This is a genomic window from Algimonas ampicilliniresistens (genome assembly GCF_030159955.1).
GTDB classification, from domain to species: domain Bacteria; phylum Pseudomonadota; class Alphaproteobacteria; order Caulobacterales; family Maricaulaceae; genus Litorimonas; species Litorimonas ampicilliniresistens.
Map to the genome: position 1 here is coordinate 218,147 of NZ_BSNK01000001.1, position 17,850 is coordinate 235,996.

13 protein-coding genes are annotated in these 17,850 nt (G+C 55.8%); 7 read left to right on the forward strand and 6 right to left on the reverse strand.

The window, feature by feature from the left end:
* Together QQL54_RS01120 and QQL54_RS01125 are read left to right on the forward strand one after the other, a co-directional pair.
* A complete protein-coding gene (locus tag QQL54_RS01120) occupies nt 1–1,485 on the forward strand; it encodes an SLC5 family protein (protein WP_284386671.1) in 1,485 nt (494 codons plus the stop codon).
* Complete coding sequence (locus QQL54_RS01125; RefSeq protein WP_284386672.1) at nt 1,478–3,331, forward strand: beta-galactosidase; 1,854 nt, start codon at nt 1,478–1,480, stop codon at nt 3,329–3,331. The genes QQL54_RS01120 and QQL54_RS01125 overlap by 8 nt, the downstream gene beginning before the upstream one ends.
* Nucleotides 3,332–3,335: 4 nt before the next feature.
* Here the strand turns inward: QQL54_RS01125 and QQL54_RS01130 are convergent, their stop codons facing one another.
* Nucleotides 3,336–4,943 (reverse strand): solute:sodium symporter family transporter, encoded by a 1,608-nt coding sequence (locus QQL54_RS01130; RefSeq protein WP_284386673.1) that lies wholly within the window; start codon nt 4,941–4,943, stop codon nt 3,336–3,338.
* Between the two features lie 34 nt (nt 4,944–4,977).
* The gene (locus QQL54_RS01135) at nt 4,978–6,135 is read right to left on the reverse strand and encodes an LLM class flavin-dependent oxidoreductase (RefSeq protein ID WP_284386674.1); all 1,158 of its coding nucleotides are present in this window, start codon (nt 6,133–6,135) and stop codon (nt 4,978–4,980) included.
* A gap of 86 nt (nt 6,136–6,221) precedes the next feature.
* Here QQL54_RS01135 and QQL54_RS01140 point away from each other — a divergent pair, with 86 nt between their 5' ends.
* Genes QQL54_RS01140 through QQL54_RS01150 form a run of 3 tightly spaced genes read left to right on the forward strand, consistent with a single transcriptional unit; the run spans nt 6,222 to nt 9,059 of the window.
* The gene (locus QQL54_RS01140; protein ID WP_284386675.1) at nt 6,222–6,935 is read left to right on the forward strand and encodes a GntR family transcriptional regulator; all 714 of its coding nucleotides are present in this window, start codon (nt 6,222–6,224) and stop codon (nt 6,933–6,935) included.
* Entirely contained in the window at nt 6,932–8,008 is a 1,077-nt protein-coding gene (locus tag QQL54_RS01145) for a Gfo/Idh/MocA family protein (protein WP_284386676.1), read from the forward strand. Before QQL54_RS01140 ends, QQL54_RS01145 begins: the two co-directional genes overlap by 4 nt.
* Entirely contained in the window at nt 7,998–9,059 is a 1,062-nt protein-coding gene (locus tag QQL54_RS01150; protein ID WP_284386677.1) for a YeiH family protein, read from the forward strand. Before QQL54_RS01145 ends, QQL54_RS01150 begins: the two co-directional genes overlap by 11 nt.
* A 12-nt stretch (nt 9,060–9,071) precedes the next feature.
* Here the strand turns inward: QQL54_RS01150 and QQL54_RS01155 are convergent, their stop codons facing one another.
* The 4 genes from QQL54_RS01155 to QQL54_RS01170 form a co-directional block, all read right to left on the reverse strand.
* A complete protein-coding gene (locus QQL54_RS01155; RefSeq protein WP_284386678.1) occupies nt 9,072–9,695 on the reverse strand; it encodes a hypothetical protein in 624 nt (207 codons plus the stop codon).
* Nucleotides 9,696–9,865: 170 nt separating this feature from the next.
* On the reverse strand, nt 9,866–12,208 hold the full coding sequence (locus tag QQL54_RS01160; protein WP_284386679.1) for a TonB-dependent receptor: 2,343 nt from the start codon (nt 12,206–12,208) through the stop codon (nt 9,866–9,868).
* 127 nt (nt 12,209–12,335) lie between these two features.
* Nucleotides 12,336–13,727, reverse strand: a complete 1,392-nt coding sequence (locus tag QQL54_RS01165) for a serine hydrolase domain-containing protein (protein ID WP_284386680.1) — start codon at nt 13,725–13,727, stop codon at nt 12,336–12,338.
* Entirely contained in the window at nt 13,724–14,797 is a 1,074-nt protein-coding gene (locus tag QQL54_RS01170; protein WP_284386681.1) for an alpha/beta fold hydrolase, read from the reverse strand. The genes QQL54_RS01165 and QQL54_RS01170 overlap by 4 nt, the downstream gene beginning before the upstream one ends.
* A 46-nt stretch (nt 14,798–14,843) precedes the next feature.
* Between QQL54_RS01170 and QQL54_RS01175 the strand changes: the two genes are divergently transcribed.
* Entirely contained in the window at nt 14,844–16,799 is a 1,956-nt protein-coding gene (locus tag QQL54_RS01175) for an outer membrane protein assembly factor BamB family protein (RefSeq protein WP_284386682.1), read from the forward strand.
* A 1-nt stretch (nt 16,800) separates the two neighbouring features.
* Nucleotides 16,801–17,847: a VOC family protein gene (locus tag QQL54_RS01180; RefSeq protein WP_284386683.1), complete on the forward strand. Its 1,047-nt coding sequence runs from the start codon at nt 16,801–16,803 to the stop codon at nt 17,845–17,847.
* Nucleotides 17,848–17,850: the final 3 nt, after the last annotated feature.

Below are 17,850 nucleotides of genomic sequence, written 5' to 3' on the forward strand. Positions count from 1 at the left end.
ATGGAACTCAGTCTCACGCAAGTGCTGGTCTTTCTGGGACTTAGCGCCGCCATCGCCTTGGCGACCTGGTGGTTCTGTCGCGACCAAATTGGACGGGGAACAGGCGAAAGTGCCGAGTCCGATTACTTCCTCGCCGGAGGTGGCTTGAAATGGTATTTTGTCGCCGGATCAATCACGCTGACCAATCTTTCGACGGATCAATTGGTTGGGATGAACGGCGCGCAAATGGCGCTGCTGGCTTGGTGGGAGTTAGCCGCCGTTGTCGGGCTAATGATGCTCGCTTTCGTATTTATTCCCGTTTATTATAAATATAACTGTACGACGACGACGGAGCTGCTCGAGCGGCGTTACAATAATAAACATATTCGCGCGCTGATTTCGATCCTGTTTTTGCTCGGCAATATTTTCATCTTTTTGCCAGCGATCCTCTATGGCGGCTCACTGTTCATGATCAATCTGTTCGATTTGGACATTAATCTCTACATTATCGCGGCGCTGTTTGCGATTGTTGGCTCGGCTTATGCGATCTTTGGCGGCCTACGTGCCGTCGCTGTGTCGGACACATTCTCCGGGGTATTGCTACTGGGTTTAGCCATCTTGGTGACGGTCATCGCGCTCAACGCCATCGGCTGGGATTTATCAGGTATTCCGCGTGAGCGGCTAACCTTGATCGGTGGCCCCGATAGCGACATTCCATTTACGACCCTGTTCACGGGCATGCTGTTTATCCAGATGTTCTACTGGTCCACGAACCAGACGATCACGCAACGCGCTATGGCGTCACCATCAGTCGGGGAGGCGCAAAAGGGCATTTTGGCGGCTGCCGCGATCCGTCTGCTGATTATCCCGCCGATTATCGTTTTGCCTGGGATCGTGGCGTTCAAACTCTATGGGGATATTGGCGACGCGACCTATGGCCGACTGGTCGGTGATGTGCTGCCCGCCTTCCTGTCTGGGGCCTTCGCGGCCGCCATCGCGGCGGCCGTGCTGACCACCTTTAACTCCATTCTGAACGCCTCTGCAGCGCTATGGGTGATGGATATTCACGAGACCTATATCAACAAACGTCCCAATGTTCGGCGGCTGTCCTTATGGGTTTCTGTCGTAATGGTGCTACTCGGTTTCGCCTTGATCCCGATCTTCAATAATCCGGAAAACAGCATCATTGATCTGGTGCAGCGGCTTTATGGCCTACTGTCTATGCCGATCTTGTCCGCCTTCATCGTCGGGTTGTTGTTCCGCAATGTGAATGCCTACGCGATGATTGTCGCGGTGCTATACGGCGTGCTGGCTTATGGTTGGGCGACCAATCCGTTTGGAGAGCCCAATATCGGCCTGCACTATATCCACATCATGGCGATCACCCTGTTTTCTGGTGTGGCGTTGGCGCTGCTGCTCAGCCTCCTGTTTGGCTCGCGACCTGTTTGGGATGCGCACAACGTCTTCTCGCGCTCATCAGAGGCGATGACCCCGATCGATGGCTGAACCTGTCCGACCAGAGCTAGGCGTTTGCTATTATCCGGAACATTGGCCGGAGACTATCTGGGCGGACGACGCGCGCCGAATGGTCAAGATGGGCCTATCTTGGGTTCGGATTGGGGAATTCGCCTGGAGCCGGATCGAGCCTGAGCCGGGGCAGTTTGATTGGGGCTGGCTGGACCGTGCGATTGAGACGTTAGGAAAGGCAGGCTTAAAGGTCGTCATGTCGACGCCGACCGCGACCCCGCCGCGCTGGATGCTGGATCATTATCCCGACATGCTGGCGTGGGACGTCGAAGGCCGCCTTCGTGGCTTTGGATCAAGACGGCATTATGATCTTTCGCATCAAGGGTATCGGGATGAGTGCGTCCGGATCGCGACGGTCCTAGGCGAACGCTATGGTCGCAATGCGCATATTCAGGCCTGGCAACTTGATAATGAATATGGCTGCCACGACACGACGCGGTCCTATAGTCCTGTCGCACGGGCGGCGTTCCAAACTTGGCTTCGTGATAAGTATGGCAAGATTGATGCGTTAAATACGCGTTGGGGTAATGTCTTCTGGTCGATGGACTATGTATCATTCGATCAGATCGATCTGCCCAATCTTGCTGTGACGGAGCCGAATCCGGCGCACGCCATGGACTTCCGCCGTTTCGCTTCTGATCAGACCGTCGCCTTTAACCGGGCTCAACTGGACGCGCTTTGCCCGCTGACCGACGCACCTTTGCTGCACAATTATATGGGCCGGATTACCGATTTTGATCACTTTGCGGTTGGCGAGGATTTAGACATCGCGACATGGGATAGCTATCCGCTTGGTTTCCTTGAGGATCGCTCAGACCGCGATCAGGCGTTCAAACGCGTTCACATGCGCTGTGGCGATCCTGATTTTCAGGCTTTCCATCACGATCTTTACCGGGCGGTCGGCAAAGGCCGTTGGTGGGTGATGGAGCAGCAGCCGGGACCCGTAAATTGGGCGCCGCACAACCCCATTCCGGCACCCGGTATGGTTCGCCTCTGGGCAATGGAGGCATTTGCACACGGCGCGGAAGTTGTTTGTTTCTTCCGTTGGCGACAAGCACCGTTTGCGCAAGAACAGAACCATGCTGGCTTGCTACGTTCTGATGGTGAACTCTCAGAGGGTGGGCGTGAGGTGCAGGCCTTGGCGCGTGAATTAGAGAGCTTTGGCGATCTGTCATCCGCGCCCGCGGATGTCGCCATCGTCTTCGACTATGCCTCGCAATGGGCATGGGAGGTTCAACCGCAAGACGTGCAGTTCGACTATTTCCGCCTTGTTTTTGAGATCTATTGCGGGCTTCGTCGAGCCGGTTTGACAGTCGATATCCTCCCGCCGAGCACGGAGAGTTTTGAAGGCCTATCTCTTGTTATGATACCGGGACTGTTTGCATGGACTGACCCGTTGCGGCTGGCGATGTCTAAGTTCGAAGGGCAGATTGTCATTGGCCCGCGAACCGGGTCTCGTACAGAAAACTTCCGAATTCTTGATGACCTGCCGCCGGGTCTTGAAGGCATCAAAGTCACAGCCGTCGACACGCTGAGAGCTGATGCGTCGGAACATCTGACCGAAGGCGGCACAGTGCAGATCTGGCGTGAAAGAGTCGAATCGGATTGGACTATTCTGGAATCAACGCGCGACGGCCATCCGGTCCGTCTCCGTCGTGACAACACACACTATTGGGCGGGGTGGCCAGATGGCGAAGCCCTGGATCGCTGGTTGGGTGATCTATTGGGGTCAGACGCGCGAGACGTTGACCGAACACGATTGCGTCGGACTACGGGCAGCGAGATCAAGATCGATTATCAGGGCGCGTCGGCCACACGCCTTTGATAGATCAGGCCGCCAACCCCAAAGGCGAGAATAGCACATAGACGCCGACTACTAAGGCCACGAGTAGAAGCGCTGTCGGCTTGGCATAACGCCATGGGGTTAGGTCAACCTTATGCGGATCGGGCTGGGCTGTGGGGCCGGTACGTGGGGCCAAATGTGTGGCGACGGCGAGAGTGCCCAGCTCAATCGCGAATAGCACGGCGTAGAGGTGCAAGAAATGCAGCGTTACCACATCGTCGAACACGAACTTCAATAGACCGTAAGCGATGACGTGAAAGATGATGACGAGCTTGGCCCCAATGGCGGGCGTCCGCTTGGTGAACAGACCGACGATGACGATGGTCACGATCGGAATGTTATAGAAACCGGTGAAGATGCGGATGATCTGCCATAGGCCCTGCGGCGCAAGGTATAGCAACGGCGCGACGATGAAGGAAAAGACCGCGATGACCACGCTGGCGATCATCGCGACCCGCACCGTTTGCGCTTCACTCATCGGTGTCTTCCGTGCGGGAACATAGACGTCGAGCACGAACAGGGTCGCGGCGCTGTTGAGCAGCGAGTTGAAGGAGCTGAACACCGCGCCGAGCAGGACAGCGAGGAAGAAGCCCATCACCCAGATCGGGAGTAGGTCTTGCACAAGTTGCGGGAAGGCTAGATCGATCGAGGTGAGGCCGGGGCCGTAGAGGTGAAAGGCGATGACGCCGGGGATCATCATAAAAAACGGCACTAGCACTTTGAAAAACCCAGATAGTAAAACGCCTTTCTGCCCTTCGGCGAGGCTACGCGCGGCAAGGGTTCGCTGGATGACATATTGATTGGTGCACCAATAAAATAGATTGGCGATAATCATGCCAGTGAAGAGCGTGCCAAACGGAGTCGGGTCGGTCTGGTCACCAATGGCATTCAGTTTTTCGGGATGGTCGCTGAGTAGGCGGCCGAGGCCGTCGCCCATGTTGCCATCGCCCAGTGCCGAGAGGCCCAAGCACAGAACGAGCGCGCCAACGATCAGTAGGCCGAGCCCATTGATTGTATCTGAAACGGCGACCGCTTTAAGTCCGCCAAACACGGCATAGAGCGCGCCGACAACGCCAATGACGAGCACAGTTGCGACCAATCCACCAAATTCTGACAGGCCTAACAGGGTCGGCACGTCGAAGATTTTGATGACCGCGATGGAGCCCGAATAGAGCACGGACGGAATGGTCACGAGGCCGTAACCGAGCATAAACAGCACGACTGAATAGCGTCGTACATCGGCGTCATAACGATCGTTGAGGAATTCCGGCAGTGTCGTGAACGCGCCCTTGAGATAGCGCGGCAGGAAAATCATCGCCATGGCGATGGTCGAAATGGCGGCGGTGACCTCCCACGCCATGCTCGACATATTGTGGCCGTAAGCGGAGCCATTTAACCCGATTAACTGTTCTGCCGACAGGTTGGTGAGGAGCAGAGACCCGGCAATAAACAAACCGCCAAGATTACGTCCGGCGAGGAAATAGCCGTCTTGCGTCTGCACTTCATCGCGAGATGCCCGATAGGAAACATAGGCTACGCCCGCCATGAAAACGGCGCAGCTGACAAGGACGAAAATCAGGGACGAACCGCTCATTGATGTGACCTAGTCGGGCTCGCCCACCTTGTCATCAACTGCGGGGTCCTGCGCCTAAGGGGGTGGGAGGGGTTGCCGATGGGACACGCCCATAAGCCTGCGGCAATGATGATGTTTTCATCTGTGACAGGATGCGGGACCCAAATAGTTTCGCTTCGTCGATGTGCGGATATCCCGAGAAGATGAAGGCGCGGATGCCCATTTTCATATAACTCTCAATCTCGCTCATCACCTGATCTGTAGAGCCAACAATAGCGGCCCCACAGCCAGACCGCGCGCGACCAATCCCGGTCCAGAGATGCGGTTCAACATAGCCAAACTGGTCGGCTAATTCGCGCGCTCGCGCCTGATGCGACACACCCAGACTGATACTGTCATGGGCGCGATCGCGGATCAGCTTGCCATATTCATCGTCGAGCTGGCTTACGAGGTAATCTGCATATTCCCGAGCCTCTGCCTCTGTGTCGCGAACAATCACATGGGCGCGCAGGCCATAATCTAGTGTGCGGCCATAGCGGTCGGCGACGGCGTGAACGGCCTTCATGCGTTCGGCCAGCTGGTTCTTGGTTTCCGGCCACATCAGATAAACATCACAATGCTCTCCACACAGATCGAGCGCTGAGGGTGAGTAGCCGCCGAAATAGAGCAGGGGTCCGCCATTCTGCTGATAGGGTTTGGCGGGTGCGGCGGGGACATCGGTGAAGTCGTAAATCTCACCGTGAAAATCGATCACGTCCTGAGTCCAAGCCTGTTTGAGGATTGAGACTACTTCGCGCGACCGCTGATAGCGATAGGCACTGTCGGCGCGTTCGCCCGGAAAGTCCGAACTAATGATGTTTACCGTCAGTCGACCCTCCAGCATATGATCCAGAGTAGCCAAGGTCCGCGCGAGCATGATCGGCTGCATCTCGCCGCAGCGGACGGCGGCGAGCATATTGATCCGCTCGGTCAGCGGGGCGCAGCCTGCGACGAAGGACAATGTGTCTTGTCCGACCTGGTAGGAAGACGGGCAAAGGATATTGCGAAAGCCTTGTGCCTCAGCCTCCAATAGGATGTCGCGGCAATGGGTCCAGCTTGATTTTAAATCATCGTCGGGGACGCCGAGAAATTGATAATCGTCTGAGCAAAGCGCGGAAAACCATGAAATTTCCGGGTCACGAAGATCGGGTGATGTGATGGGAACGATGCTCATGGCAAGCCTGCCTGATGGGTTGAAAACAGAGATTGCCTAACACTCAAATCAGAGTATATCAATACTGTATCAATTCGGGGAAAAGCATGACGCCGTCACGGCCATTGCCGCGCAGTATCGAGATCAGCGAAACGCTAATCCGGGAGATTGCGTCGGGGCTTTTGCCCGACGGCTCGCGCCTGCCCACGGAACGGCAAATGGCAGCTGATTACGGCGTCGCGGTTGGAACCTTGCGTAAGGCGCTGGCCGTGCTTGAGGAAAAGGGTTTGCTGGAACGGGTTCAGGGTTCTGGTAATTATGTCCGCAGGCGCGCCAATGTTCAAAGCGTCTATTCCCAATTCCGTTTGGAAAAGCTGGGCGGTGGTGGCTTACCGACAGCGCAGATCGTGGATCTGATGAACACGACGTCTCCTGAGTCCGCGCTGGCTTTCGGGTTTTCAGCCACGGCGCTCAGGATCGACCGATTGCGATCACTCGACGGACACCCGGTCGCACTCGAACGCATTTGGTTGGATGGCCGATATGGGGCGTCAGCGGACGCGTCCCAGATAAGCGAGTCCCTCTATGCTTTCTACCGCGATCATCTCGGTTTGGTTATTTCGCGGGTCGAAGACAGTGTTGGCGTGTCTAACCTGCCAGCTTGGGCAAAGCTACCGGGGATCAATGCTGGAGACGCGTCCGGCTATATTGAACGACGGGCGTGGAGCCAGTCCGGCGAGGCGGCGGAATATTCCCAAACATGGTTCGACCCGGCCCGGGCGCGTTTCATCAATCGGATCGAGGGTCTGTCGGTATCATGAAAAAATACGGCATTATCGGCTGTGGCATGATGGGGCTCGAGCATATCGAGAATATCAATCTGCTAGAGGGCGCAATGGTTCATACGGTCTACGACCCGGTTGCGGAGCTGGCGAAATTAGCGGCCGTGAGAGCCGGCGGGGCTGTGATTAGGTCATCCATCGAACAGTTAGTGGCTGACCCAGACCTGGACGCCATCGTGATTGTCAGCCCCAATTTTCTCCATGTCGATCAGCTCGAAATCATTGCATCGCACGCAACGCTGCCAATTCTATGCGAGAAACCGCTCTATACCGATCCAGGCCAAGTGGATCGATTGGCGCGGTTTGAGAAAAGCTACGGCGCACCCGTCTGGGTCGCGATGGAATATCGCTACATGCCGCCTATCGCGAAACTGATCGAGCAATGCGACGCCGTCACGGGCGGTGTCAAAATGCTGAGCATTCGGGAGCACCGATTTCCGTTCTTACCAAAGATCGGTAATTGGAACCGGTTTTCAGAGAACACTGGTGGGACGATGGTTGAGAAATGCTGCCATTTCTTCGACCTGATGCGTCTGATTACGGGCGCGGAACCGATCCGGGTCAGTGCAACCGCCGGACAAGCCGTCAATCATCTGGCGGAACGCTATGAGGGCCGGACGCCGGATATTTGGGATTCGGGATACGTCCTGTTCGATTTCGACAACGGGGCTCGGGCGATGTTAGAGCTGTGCATGTTTGCCGACGGATCGCAATGGAATGAAGAAATCAGCGCGGTTGGCGCCAAGGGCAAAATTGAATGCCGCTTGCCTGGTCCGCATCGGTTCTGGCCTGCTGGCATTGATCTTATTCCGCAACTCACCACGGCCCCACGCAGTCCGAAAAACCCTGTCACGATAGATGTGCCTATTGATGAAACTTTGCTGATGGCTGGCGATCATCACGGGTCCACTTTTTATCAGCATGAGCGGTTTCTCGACGTCGTGCGAGGGGAGGCTAAGGTTGAAGTGACGCTTACCGATGGTCGGCGCGCTGTAGAGATGGGATTGGCGGCCCAGACAGCGGCAACAGACCATTGTGTGATTGATCTATGACCCAGATGACTTGGAACCTTTGATGGGTGAGGCGGCCTCAGTTGAGACGAAGTCTCTAGCAAAGACACTCGTCAGTGCCGTTCCGGGGTTGGGACTTGTGATTATCGCGACTGCCTGCGCTTACGCCCTGGCCACGCTCCTCCATCTTCCCTCAGTGATTGTCGCCTTGATTGTCGGTATGGCGCTTCATCCTCTACTGACACGGATATCCGTAATCGGACCAGGCGTGTTTTTCGCCGCTGATCCCTTGATGCGAATAGGGGTGGCCTGTCTTGGGGCAGGTGTGAATGCGGCGCTGTTGCTGACCCTGGGTTGGCCAATCTTTGCAACGTTGAGCCTTGCAATTAGCGCGACCATTCTATGCGGCTTGGTCGTCGGAAAATGGCTCGGTCAATCACGACGCTTCAGTGTTTTATCGGCGGGCGCCGTGGCGATTTGCGGTGCGTCTGCTGCGCTTGCCATTTCCTGCGCGCTGCCAAAGACGGATGAGGAAAACGGTGATGTTTCGGTCGTCATCGTCGCTGTCAGTCTTTTATCGGCAGCTGGCATTCTTCTTTATCCGCTTTTAACAAGCGCACTGGCGTTAAGCGATGCCTCGGCTGGGTTCGTGCTCGGTGGCTCGCTTCACAATGTGGCACAAGCGATTGCTGCTGGGTTCTCTGTCTCTGACCCGGCAGGCGAAATGGCGACGTTGGTCAAAATGTCCCGGGTCGCGATGTTGGCGCCTATTGTCATGCTTGTCGCTCTTACCTTCCGTAGGACGGGCGAAAGTGAAGGTGGCGCGCGCAGGCTGGCTTTGCCGCCAATTTTCCTTTTAGGATTCCTCGCACTCATGGGTGCCAGTTCAGCCAATCTTATACCGCAGAGTGTTGAGACAGGCCTTGGCTATGTGTCCAAAGCCTGTCTGCTGCTCGCCATGACCGCCATTGGTTTGCGAACACCGATCATGGATATGGTCAGGTTGGACCGCAGAGCGATCGTTTTGCTGTTGCTCGAGACTGTCACCATCCTATTGGTGGTTTTGATCGCCGTGCAGTTTATCCCGATTTAGGCGGCCCAGAGATTAAGCGGCGTCTGTTCGGACCCAGATGTAAGAGCGATCCGCTTCCCACGTCCCGTCTTCGGTCCAATTCAGAGACTTAGTCTCATGCTCGGTCGGGGATAGTTCTCGGCTCTCATGTTTGACGCGATTGGGTGGCCGCCCCTCGGCGGTAAATGTCTGTTCGGCAAAGTGGGTTTTGCCGTCATCTCCCAACGTCATGGTTCCGTCCCCGACGACGCCCCAGCCACTTTGGACGACCCGCATCTCACCACTCGCGCGGTCCCAATATTGATAGAAGCTCCAAAAGTCGGCCTGACTCGGTTGGCCGTCTATTGTGGCGTACATCCGCGCCGTCATGGACAGATCATCCGGACCAGCTGACCATTCCATGACGTAGAACTCCCACGGCTCCGCGTCCGATTTATAGGCTGCATTATCCGCGACCCAGCGCCCGGTGCCCTCAGTCATATAGGCGATATTGGCGCGCGCCCAGTCAGGGATGGCGGTCGGAACGGGTGCGGCTTGTGTTGTGTCTTGGCTGACAGAGACGGGGTCTGCTTGTGTGGCTTGTGGCTCTTCTGAGCAGGCTGCGATGCCTAAAAGGGCGATGGTCCCGATCAAAACTGGCCGAATAGTATATGTCATCGTCTGTCCCCTTTATTTGATGCAGCCTAGGGCTTCATTGCTGGAATCCAAAGGGCCTGAAATGGTGGGGCGTCCATGAAATTCGACCACGAACGCAGTTTTCCAGACAAAAAAAGACCGACACCCATCTTCCAATGGGGTCGGCCAGGGCTTGGGAAAAGTGAGTTTACCTAGAAGTCGACATGTAGCGCCGCGCCAAAGATCCGCGGGTCCAGCAGGAACGCACTCTTAAAGCTACCCACAAGGTTAGAGTTCGTTTCCAAGAAGGTGATGCTGTTCTCGTCCAGAACATTTTTGACGAAAAAGGTCAGATCCCAAGGCATATCATCATTGGCGATTGCGACCTGGAGGTCGAGCTGATCCCAGCCTTCGACCTTATCAGATGGAGTATTGAACTCACGCGAGAAGAAGCCCGTTTGATTATAATAATCAACGCGTGGGGTAACCCTCCAACTGTCACCAACTTCATACTCATATTCAGCGGCGACTTTGAGGGTTCGCTTAGGTGAGTTCGGCAAGTCATTGCCCTGGATTTCAAAGAACGTGCCGCCCCTGGCTGCATCCGATGATAGGAACGAACTCTGGATTTGAGCGCTCAACAGACCGAGCGCGCCTTCGAGTCGGAGTCCGTTTCCGGGCGCGTAGACGGTTTCGACTTCGAGACCATAGACCTCGGATTTCGGGATGTTGACGTTGGTCGCCAGCGTCCCGACAATATTGCCGACAATCAGGGACTGATAGTCATAATAAAAGGCGGCCGTGTTGAGCTGCAAGGCCCCGTCAGCGAAAATGCTCTTTGCGCCGATTTCATAGGCGTCAATCACCTCGTCTTCAAAGACGGGATTGACCGCATTGCCGGGGTTAAATCCGCCGGACTTGTACCCGCGTGAGAAGGACGCGTAGATATTTGTGTCATCTGTGCCGGCTATCTGCGGCGACCAGTTCAACACCGCGCGACCCGTAACCTTGTCAAAGCTCGCTTCCTGCACATTCGGTGCAGGCAGAGCGAACAGGCCGTTGGCGGTGCTGATGTTTTTCGTATCGTCGGAATAACGTAGGCCTCCGATGAATTCGAGATCATCCGAGAGATCGACATAAATTTCGCCAAACACGGCGTAGCTTTCCACCGCTCCGGTTGTTGTCAGCGCAACGACCGCTGCTGCAGGCAGGTAGGTGTTGACCGAACCGCCGCCATCAGAATTGAGATAATAGCCCCCGACAAGGAAGTCGAAACGACCGCCCAGATCAGACGCTAGGCGCACTTCTTGGCTGAACTGATCGCGGAAACCTTTGGCCGTCTGGGCTGTGCGGTAATCAGTTGTTGTCACGAAAATATCGTTGGGCTGGTCGAATAGTTGATAGGTTAGAACACCATTGCCGTTGCCATCGTCGGCCACCGTCCGCGCACCAAACGTACCGGGGTTGAAGGCGTTGGGGCGGTAACCCTGATCGAAGTCGCGGATGGAACGCGAATTGCCATCGCGATAGCCCGTGACGGAGGTCAGCAGGAAATTTCCGAAGTCGTGGTTCAGCTCGAAGGTTGCGAGGAAATCATCATTATCCTGCACCGGGTTAATGTCGATATTGACGGTGCGAAGGTCGGATGGGTTCGGCACGAAGGTACCGTCGCGCGTGATGCCGGGCAAAAGGAACGCGTCGAGACGGAATGTGCTGGTCGGGAATTGCGTGTCGACACGATCTGGTGAGCAGCCAAATGCCGGGTCGGGCGAGCACAGTGTTTTGACGGCATTGGCGCGGTTACTGTCTTCGTTGAAATAGGTCAGTACAAGATCGGCTGAGGTCGTCCCATTGTCGAACCGCGTTGAAGATCGCAGCGTATATTGGTCGCGTCCATCGATCCGTCCGCCATCAAACAGGTTCTTCGTATAGCCATCGCGTTTGACGAAGTTAGCCGCGAAACGCTGGGACAGGACATCATTGATCGGCAGGTTAAGCGCGCCGCTGGCACGAACCCCATTAAAGGATTCGCCTTGAATAGTGACATAGCCGCCATACTCGTCAGTCGGCTTTTGACTGATGAAGTTGATGACACCGCCGGTCGTGTTGCGCCCTTGCAGCGTGCCTTGTGGTCCGCGCAGGACCTCGATCCGTTCAAGGTCAAAATATTCGCCAAACGTCGTCCCGGATTGCAAGAAAACTCCATTGTTCAGCACGCCAATATTGGTGTCTGAAGTGCCGCCAAAAGATTGCGAGCCAACGCCGCGAATTGTGATGTTGCGATTGGCAGATAGTAAAACGTTGGGAACATTGAACTGCAGGTCCAACGTGTCTTCTATCCGCGCGGCTTCAAGATCAGCCGCGCTGAGCGCGGTAATGGCAATCGGCACTTCTTGCAGCGTCTGCTCGCGTTTCTGCGCGGTGACGATGATGACATCCATATCCGCATCGTCCTGAGCATCCTGCGCAAAAGCAGTGCCAGCACTGCTCAAGATCGTCGAAACGGCGAGCAATGTCGCCAAGCTATAGGCTGGACTTTTGATGGATGTATTCATGACACGTCTCCCCTGTGTTGCCACTTTGATGGCCGCTTTTTCAGCTGATGGGAGATCGTAACCTTATTGGAACTTTCGTCAATAAAAACTTTTCATGACATTATCCCCTTGAATATTAAGGGTATTCCTATTGAGGTTTAGCATAAACTGCGTTCAGTAGCTCTTGGAAGTAGCTTCGAACGTCACCCTCAAAGACCTGAGTCATCAACACGCCCGTGGTCTCAGTTTCCTCATCGATCCAGAAATAGGTAGAGGCAGCGCCCGCCCAAAACAGACCGCATTGCGGAAAGACCGTGCCGTCATGTGTTTCGCTTTCCCGGACTGCAAAGCCGAGCCCGAAGCCACGCTTGTCGAGAAACGCATCTTGCGCTTTCGCGGTTGCAGGAAGTTGATCCCGGCTCGCTTCGGCCCAAATTTCGGGAGAGACCAAACGCGGCGATCCATTTATAAGTGCGTTGGTGAAAGCGAGGTAATCATCCGCATCCGCGACCATGCCTGCGCCGCCAAATTCAAAGTCGGGTGTCTTTGTGTAGATGCCATCGCGATAGGGATCGACCCGATAGGGGGTCTGTGGCTTAAGGTCATCAATCGGTGTTGTGTAATCGATCGAGCTCCTCGCGGGGGTTTGCGATGGGACTATATAGGCGCTGGTAAAGTCGTCTTGGCGTTCCGGGTCTATGATGAAACTCGAATCCGTCATGCCAGTGGGGATGAAAATATTCTCGTCTAAATAATCGCTGAGCGACTGGCCCGACACTGTTGCGACGACCGCACCGAGAACATCTGTCGAATTTCCATAGGTAAACTGTTGACCCGGATCATGTTTCAACGGGGCCATCGAAATCCGCTCCGCAAACATCTCATTCCCAACAACTGGGTCCATGCCATTCGTGGGTGCATCGGACACGCCCGGTCCAGCAGGTACGCCTAGCTTCGCATAGATGGCGGCAATCGGATCGGTCTTGGCACCCGTCCGGTAAGTAAGGCCCGTCGTATGCCGCATCAGATCACGAATCGTGGGCGCCCGGCTGGGGGGGCGTGTCGCGGCTCCAGTCTCGTCTGTTGCGACTTTGATGTCAGCAAAGGCGGGGAGATAGCGACTGATCGGTGCGTCGAGCTCTAGTTGGCCTTTGTCTACTAGCTGTAAGGCCGCGATGGTCGTGACCGCTTTGGTCATCGAATAAATGCGAAACAGCGAGTCCGTCTGCATCGGTTTTTGGTCTTCAAGATCGGCGAAACCATACGCCTTTTTCAAAACAATTTCGCCCTTTTGTGTAATCTGCACAACGGCTCCGGGGGCGATGCCTCGATCCATCATATGTGCCATTAAGCCATCGATCTTCGTCTCAAATTCATTATCAAACTGTGCCGTTTCATAAGGCGCGCTGACCTGACAGGCACTGGCATCTGCGACGGTGGACTGTTGGTCTGTGCCGGCCGTCGGCGTGTGTTCGCATCCGATCACTGAGAAGGCAGAAATGGCGAGCGCCGCCGTCGTCACTTTAAGAGAAGTCTTCATGGTGTCGTCTCCAATGTCCCTAAGAATGTTCGGATCGCCGAATTGGCGAGTTCCGGTTGTTCCATGGATGTCCAATGCCCGATGCCGGGTAGGCGAGCGATCTGCAAGTTTGTCTCGGTCACGAGCAGACTGTCGATGATCTCTGGAAGGAATATTCCGTCCGCTTCGCCCCAAATGAATAGGGCGGGAATTTCGAGTCTGGCATCAGCGGAGGGCCATTGCGACCCATCATCGATTTCATCCCAAGGTGGGATATTGGCGCGGTACCAATTCATGCCGCCATGCACCGCCTCAGCCCGTCCGACAGAGGCGTGGAACAGCTCGATCTCGCGCGCAGACAACTCTCCGGTAGCCGCTAATTTGGCATAAGATTGTTCCGCGACAGTTTTGGCAATTCCGTTGGCCTCAATGGCATCTAACGTGATCGCCCGAAACCGCTGCATATAGTCGGATATCGCTTGTTGCTCAGGGGATGCAGCCAATTGGGCGAGCAGATTGTTGAGCGGTGGGGCGCTCATACCGATGACTCCGCGCAAGCGATCCGGGCGCCACTGTGCATAGGCAAAGGAGAGCGGCGCGCCCCAATCATGTCCGATCAGAACAAAGCGTTCACCGGGGGACAGAGCTTCGGCGAGCCGGTCGAGCTGTGCGGCTAAGGCCTTCACCGTGTAGGCGTCTGATGCTTCCGGTTTGGATGACAGACCTGCACCGAGGCCATCAACAGCGATAACCCGATAGTCTGACGCTAAGAACTCAATCTGGTCGTGCCAACTGAACCAGTAAGAGGGAAACCCATGATAGAGCAGGATGAGGGGACCGTCGCCAGCCTCGACAAAATGAATGCGATGCTCACCGTCTTGGAACCAGCCTTCCCGATAATCCAATCGCGCGTCGGACGTAGACTCGGCATAGGAAATCGTCGGGTCGACGATGTCAGTTTCCGCGGAATAGGTGATTGTGGGAGAGGAGTTAGGGCCAGCACAAGCGACCAAGAAGACCGCCGCTGATACGAAACAAGAGCGGGCCAAAATGGCGATCAATCGATGTCGAGTCTTCCGACTTGCTTTCAAGTAAACACCCCTTATTGTAAAATTGGTCAACAACATGGCGGGCAGGATGTCAAGAGACAGAGCAAAGCGCGAGATGGGGGCTAGATATGGCCTGGATCATTCGGCTGTCCTGTTGACGGGGCTGGGTGTGATCGCCTTATCGTCCTGCAGCTCTGGCACCGATGTCTCTATAGATAATCCCGCGCAAATCTCGGGTCCAACAATTGATGAGATGATCCAGGCGGCGATCCAAGCTGACGACGGAGATCATCCAGGTCGTCAGCTCTATATCGATAATTGCGCGTCTTGTCATGACGGCAGCGGTGTCGAAGCCCCCACCCGAGAAGCGATCAGTCTGCAAGGGAGTGAAGCGATTGTCCGGTCACTCGCCTTTGGCATCATGCAAGTTCAGGCTGAGCATCTAACGCCGATGGAGCGCCGCCATATTGCCGAATATCTCGGCGACCCAACGGCTGGGTCCGCAGTCGAGAATGCCCAAGCCAATCGGTGCGAAACCGACTTCAATCCAGGGGACGCGCTCTGGACGCAATGGGGCAGTGATCAGCGCAACACGCGTTATGCACCGCATTCAACCTTAAGCGCCGATCAAATCGAGACGCTGGAATTGAAATGGTCCTTCGGTTTTCCGGGGGCCGCACGGGCGCGGTCGCAGCCAGCCGCGACCAGTACAGCGCTATTCACCGGCTCACAGAGCGGTCTCGTCTATGCGCTCGACCGAGAGACGGGCTGCATTCACTGGACATACCCGGCCAAGGCCGAAGTTCGGGTCGCGCCGATGATCGAGGTTGATGCGCAGGGCCGCGCTGAGATGCTCTACTTCGGAGATTTTGACGCCAATATTTATGCGCTGAACGCCCAGACGGGTGAGGCGCTTTGGGTCAGTTCGGTGAAGGACCATCCCGCCGGAACGATAACGGGCTCACCCGTCCTGCATGACGGTCGTCTCTTTGTCCCCATGTCGTCGCTCGAAGTGATCGACGCTTACACGCCGGGCTATGAATGCTGCACCTTTCGGGGCGGTATGACGGCAGTTGACGCGACGACGGGGGAAACAATCTGGCGGATGCATACGGTTGCCGAGCCCCAGGAGCGCGGCGTCAATAGTGTCGGTGCGAAACGCTTCGGGCCATCCGGTGCGCCGATCTGGAATTCCCCAACCATCGATGCCAAGCGCGGACTTCTCTATGCTGGAACGGGTGAGAATTATTCCTCACCGGCCAATGATTTGAGCGATGCGATCCTCGCAATTTCAATGGAGACAGGCGAGATTGTTTGGGCAACCCAGACGATTGAAGGCGATGCGTGGAACGCGGCCTGTGGTCCCTATGGCACGACCGTCAATTGCCCTGAAGAAGATGGTCCCGATTTCGATTTTGGCGCGCCGCCGATCCTTACGACTACCGCCGCAGGTCGCGACATTCTGCTGGCCGGGCAGAAGTCCGGCATGATCTACGGGCTTGATCCCGAAGACGGCGGTAAGATCCTCTGGGACATGCGTAAAGGCAGAGGCGGCTTTAATGGCGGGGTTCATTGGGGCATGGCCACTCACAAGGGCCAGCTCTTCATCGGTATTGCCGACACGCCGGGTAATCGCTTTGCGGTGGGCGATAATCGCCAAGGTATGCACGTTAAGGACATCACGACGAACGCAACCGTCTGGAGCGTGATCGAACCCGATAAATGTGACGAGCCGACACATCACTGCCGCACAGCCGTGTCCGCGCCGCCGACTGTCACCGACACAGCCGTCTTCGCCAGCACGCTCAACGGCATTGTGAAAGCCTATGATATTGAGTCCGGAGACACGCTCTGGTCCTTCGATACGTTGCGTGATTTTCAAACCACCAATGGGGTGATGGCTCGGGGTGGGTCGATCGACTCAGCGGGTATTGTGGTCGTTGGCGAGCAGGTGATCACTAATTCCGGCTATGATAAATTTGGTCAAATCCCGGGCAATGTGCTGCTGGTTTTCGGACCCGAAGAGGACGTCAAAGGGGAATAGAATGAAACATGTAGGAATGTGTTTGATCGCAGCGGCGGCGTTGGTCGCATGCCAGTCGATTGGCATTGAAACCGACTCACCGAATGTGACTGAGGTAGATCTAGAATCTGGCGTCAAAGGCGTGCGCTTCATCGGCAAGACCGTGTCCGACATCGACGAAACCCTAGCCTTTTATCAAGGCGTCGTGCCCTACACTCTGGTCCGTCGGGATCGGGTCGATCCTGCGATGCTTTATCCCTCCCAGTTTATTGCTGGCGATCACGACGAAATTGAAGTGGCCTTAGTCGACGCTCGTAACGTCTTCGTTCAGCTTGTCGATTTCGATCCGGACGCCCCTTCGGAGCCCTTTATTCGCCCGGTGAAAGGGCCTGGTTATACGCATATGTGCTTCATCTCACCGGCGTCTGACTCCGCGTTCACGAAGTTCCGGGAGAATGGACTGACTATGGTGACGCGCGGTGAAGAGCCTGTCGACCTCGGCGGTTACGGGATGCGCTACGCCTATGGGTTGGATCCAAACGGCGCCATGATCGAAACCGAAGTCGCCGACACGCCGCGACGTGATGGCGGACCATGGGTTGGGCATATTGGCTCGGCCACGCCGGACGCAGACCGGATGAGTGAGTTTTACACCAAAATTCTGGGTTATGGCCCGCGTCGTCGTGGCGAATATTCTGATCGCCCTCTGATCGATCAAGTGGTCGGGTACGACAATACAGTCGTGCGCAGTTCTTGGTTCGCTGCACGCAATATGGAAATCGAATTTTGGGAGTATATTAAGCCGCGGACAGAAGCGCGGGATGGGCACGCCATGCTGGACACGCTGGGCTATAATATGATCGCGTATGAGGTTGAAGATCTGGACGCAGAACGCGCACGTTTGGCGGATGCGACTGTGTTCTCAGACCCAATAATGACACCATTTGGCTGGCGTGTTGCGACAGGTTTGGACCCGGATGGTAATATCATCGCCCTGCATGAGCGCGTGTCTGCACCAGAGACGGAGTCGATTGACGCCATGCTCTGGATTGACCCCGCGACTTTCTAGGGC

What these genes read in the sequence shown, in the direction of transcription:
- QQL54_RS01130 (WP_284386673.1), bottom strand. Translation starts at nt 4,943, where the DNA reads ATGAGCGGTTCGTCCCTGATTTTCGTCCTTGTCAGCTGCGCCGTTTTC.
- QQL54_RS01120 (WP_284386671.1), top strand. Translation starts at nt 1, where the DNA reads ATGGAACTCAGTCTCACGCAAGTGCTGGTCTTTCTGGGACTTAGCGCC.
- QQL54_RS01165 (WP_284386680.1), bottom strand. Translation starts at nt 13,727, where the DNA reads ATGAAGACTTCTCTTAAAGTGACGACGGCGGCGCTCGCCATTTCTGCC.
- QQL54_RS01160 (WP_284386679.1), bottom strand. Translation starts at nt 12,208, where the DNA reads ATGAATACATCCATCAAAAGTCCAGCCTATAGCTTGGCGACATTGCTC.
- QQL54_RS01125 (WP_284386672.1), top strand. Translation starts at nt 1,478, where the DNA reads ATGGCTGAACCTGTCCGACCAGAGCTAGGCGTTTGCTATTATCCGGAA.
- QQL54_RS01175 (WP_284386682.1), top strand. Translation starts at nt 14,844, where the DNA reads ATGTCAAGAGACAGAGCAAAGCGCGAGATGGGGGCTAGATATGGCCTG.
- QQL54_RS01145 (WP_284386676.1), top strand. Translation starts at nt 6,932, where the DNA reads ATGAAAAAATACGGCATTATCGGCTGTGGCATGATGGGGCTCGAGCAT.
- QQL54_RS01140 (WP_284386675.1), top strand. Translation starts at nt 6,222, where the DNA reads ATGACGCCGTCACGGCCATTGCCGCGCAGTATCGAGATCAGCGAAACG.
- QQL54_RS01180 (WP_284386683.1), top strand. Translation starts at nt 16,801, where the DNA reads ATGAAACATGTAGGAATGTGTTTGATCGCAGCGGCGGCGTTGGTCGCA.
- QQL54_RS01155 (WP_284386678.1), bottom strand. Translation starts at nt 9,695, where the DNA reads ATGACATATACTATTCGGCCAGTTTTGATCGGGACCATCGCCCTTTTA.
- QQL54_RS01135 (WP_284386674.1), bottom strand. Translation starts at nt 6,135, where the DNA reads ATGAGCATCGTTCCCATCACATCACCCGATCTTCGTGACCCGGAAATT.